Here is a 3584-nt window from a genome sequence, read left to right as displayed (position 1 = left end):
TGATTAGTATGAATCATAAGGGTTACCTTTTTACGATTTAGATTTCAGTGATTTCACCCTCTATCTAAATCGGTAACCCTTCCCTTTTTTGAAGAGGGAATTGTCAGATCAGATCTGAACTAATGCACATTAGAGTTTGCACGGGGAGTCAAAGGTGTAAGTCCTTCCTCTGAGGGCTTGCCGGCTTCAGCGTTAATTAGTGCCGCCAGATCTCTGTCGTTGGTGATGGGCTGGCTTCTGGCTTTTTTTAACGCGAACGCTTCAGGTATTATTTTAAAAATGCAGGCCAAAATTTGCCGCGCTGTGTATTATTCCCATCAAATTTGAAAGTTATGCAAAAAACGATTGATGTCCATAACGCCTGGCTGCCGCAGATATGGTTGAACAATAGAATGTAACTGGTCTTGTTACGCTCTTTATCCTCCAACAATTGATAAATATTCACCGATTACCAGTAACTCTTCATTGGCATCTTCAAGCTCGATTGGAGTGTAGCCAAAGGCACTGGTATCGGGTTTGAGGATTACCTTTTTATTTATGGCAGTACCACTTTCCACCGTTTTTTCACTGTGATATACCTTGACTGTATAGCTACCACCATGGTCGGGGTCTTCTATGCTACGATGCTGAACTAACACAACCTTACCATTGCGAGTTCCTCCTGGGTTGGCTTTAAATAGGCACCAGGAACCATTCGGAATGCGGCGATTCATCGACTCCCCAACTACTCGTATTACAAACATTCCTTTGCTGGTATTGATATGATCAGGTAATTCGACCCATTGAAACTCTTCTAAAGCTTGCGTTTCACTGAAGTCACCGGCTGCTGCAGACAAATCATAGACAGGAACGTGAGATTGATAAGGCCTGGCTTCAGTAAAAGGAACTATCGGTAAATTTAGCCCTGGATATGGGCAAAGTTCTGAATTGATGGTTTTCGCATAACTCTTCGAGATGGACGTAAAATAGTCATTTGTTTCTGGATCTGTGCAGAATATGTAACAGCCTTTCTGTCCTCGAGTCATTAATGTTCGATAGGTATTTTTGATGATTTCATCCGTTAGCAGCCTTGCTCTGTCAGGATCTTTTTTTAGCATGGTTTTAAAGCCACGAATGGATCGGTCATTTGAGGAGCGGTTGTCCGCATCTGTTATAGCAACCCCGTTGCGGACAATAAAGTCATTTCCGATTATCACGCCGATATAATCCAGCTCCAACCCTTGACAGGTATGAATGCAGCCAATCTGATCAACAGAATGTTCGGCTATCAACCATAAACTGCCATCTTCAGTTAAATTCCATTGAGCCTCAAAGCCATGTTCAGGAATAATGATATCGAAGGCAGATTTGTCCTTTTTACTGGCCCAGTCCCAGCAGTAGCCTGCAACAATGCGTGCCTTGTTGGTTGTCCGGTTTTTGTCAATTATTGCAGCGCGGAGTTTATGCGGGTCATCAAAAACCTTAACTTCGTAATCTATATCTTCAAGGGTTGGGTTGGCAGTGTTTCTAATCTGTAAGCTATTATCTACCCAAGCCAGATAACCATCTGAGCCATTACAACGAAACTGGGAGATTAAATCCATTTCTGTCACATTAGCGCCAAGCTTGTATGCCCAGTGTTTGATTGACGCCACACTGCCAATATCCTGTAAGGTCACTCGTTGTGCTTCATCAATAAAGAAGACAGTAAAACGTGAACCTAAGATCAATTCTTTTATTTGATTCTCCCCCAGGTTGCCATACAGACCTGATTTTTCATTCAGGCGGTGCGCTTCATCAACTAAAAGGGCTCCAAACTTATTGGCTTCGACCGAAGTATAAGCACCAGAACCCTTAAACATCTGGTCGATATGACTCTTCTTTTTACTGCCCTTCAGTTTCTTTTTAAAGACTTCCCGTGGTGCTGAGTTTTTAGCGACATATTGAACCAGTAGTTCCTGGCGGGTGAGAGCCACTAACAGATTAATGGCCACCACCGACTTACCCGTACCGGGGCCCCCTTTCACTATCAGCGTTTGTTTTTCGCCTTGTTGAGCTTTATGGGCAAGAGTAAGGGCCGTTTCATACACGAGCTTTTGCTCATCAATCATTAAGAACTCTGTATTCCCGTCTAGCATAGAAGTCAATGCATCAGCAAGATTCTTGGACGGCTTAATAACTCCATGTTCAATACGATACATGATGTTATTACTATCACCGAATTTCACATGCTGCTTGAGAAATTCTGAGAGTTTTAGAGCATCTGGTGAAATAAATACAGGTGCTTTAGTAGTGTGATCGGCATAAAAAGGATCATTGATCACATCCCGGCACTTCATATTATGAAGATAGGCACAAGGTTGCAGTTGAATCGACTCTTTTCTGACAGTCTCGTTGTAATCTTCTATCAGGGCTGAATAAGACCAGGCTTGGTATGAAGGATGGCTTGTTTCTTGTTCACCGTGCTGAAAACGCGTTTTCACAATAGCGTCTTTGTTGGTCTTTTTTACTTCCTGCCATTGTTTGAGCTCAATAATGACTGCGGTATCATTGCGTTTGCAATCTTTTCCGGTAAGGATAAAGTCGACGCGACGATTGGTCATGGGCAGATTGTATTCAATAGCTACTCCGGCTGATGATGGAATAGCCTCATCCCAGAGAACCTGGGACATATACTGAAGTGAATTTTCCCAGGATATTTTTTCGTTTCGTGGGGAGTTGCGATTGAGTTTATACAACACTTCATTTTCAATGATATCGGCAATCCGGTTTGAGCGGACATCTTCAATAAATTTCCTTTTGGTAGCCGAATAAACAATCATCAAGTACGTCCTTAATTGTATTCATTGTATTTCATTGAATTGCCTTTGGCCTTATCGACAGGATACTTGGCCTCATTCTTTTCTATTTTCTGCTCAACAGCTGCTGCTATATCGACGCCGACTTTATCTGCCAAACGAACCAGGTACAGCTGTATATCAGCAATCTCATCGGCTACAGCTTCAAGCTTCTCATGACTTAATGAGTTGGATTGCTCTTCGGTTAACCACTGAAAGCACTCTACCAACTCACTGACTTCAACACTGAGGGCCATTGACAGGTTTTTGGGGGAGTGGAACTTATCCCAATCTCGAGCTTCGGCAAATAAACGCATGCGTTGACGCATAGTTTCTAGGTCCTGCATAGTAATCAAACCTGTATAAGAATGGGTTTCTGAACCTGAAAAAACGGTGCAAGTCTTCAAGTGAAATAGCACTTGAATGAATAGACTTTGGATAGCTTTTATTCCGAGGACTCCACACTGCTCTGTGATTTCAGGACGCTACCGCCCGGAGGTGAGCCACTGTCTTCTGTGAACAGCAGGGAGCATGGGCCTCAGTAGCTCTCGGACGAATTTTAAAACAGGTATGAGTGTACAGGTAATGAGGGGGCAGCTGTAGAGGGAGATTCCGTGGGGCTATGGGGCCAGGGTGGGGGGCAGGGCAAAAACATGATCACCAATTGAACAGCGCCATCAAGAAACAGCCTGTATAATCAGGGTTTTTCCTGTCTTTCGATGTCTGCAAAAGCCCTGTTTTCCAAATTCTCCTCGCTCACTGATAAGC

2 protein-coding genes are annotated in these 3584 nt (G+C 43.4%); both read right to left on the bottom strand.

Annotated elements, in window-relative coordinates; translation table 11 throughout:
• Window positions 1-416: 416 nt before the first annotated feature.
• Window positions 417-2801: a DNA/RNA helicase domain-containing protein gene (locus ACNRUY_RS25990; protein ID WP_488114573.1), complete on the bottom strand. Its 2385-nt coding sequence runs from the start codon at window positions 2799-2801 to the stop codon at window positions 417-419.
• 11 nt (window positions 2802-2812) lie between these two features.
• Window positions 2813-3145 carry a nucleotide pyrophosphohydrolase gene (locus ACNRUY_RS25985; RefSeq protein ID WP_488114572.1) on the bottom strand — a complete coding sequence of 111 codons (333 nt, stop codon included), beginning with the start codon at window positions 3143-3145 and terminating at the stop codon, window positions 2813-2815.
• Window positions 3146-3584 lie beyond the last annotated feature (439 nt).

The sequence above is a fragment of the Endozoicomonas sp. Z74 genome, from assembly GCF_057680865.1.
Note: the sequence above shows the minus strand (reverse complement) of the source record. Positions and strands in the feature narration are given on the sequence as shown.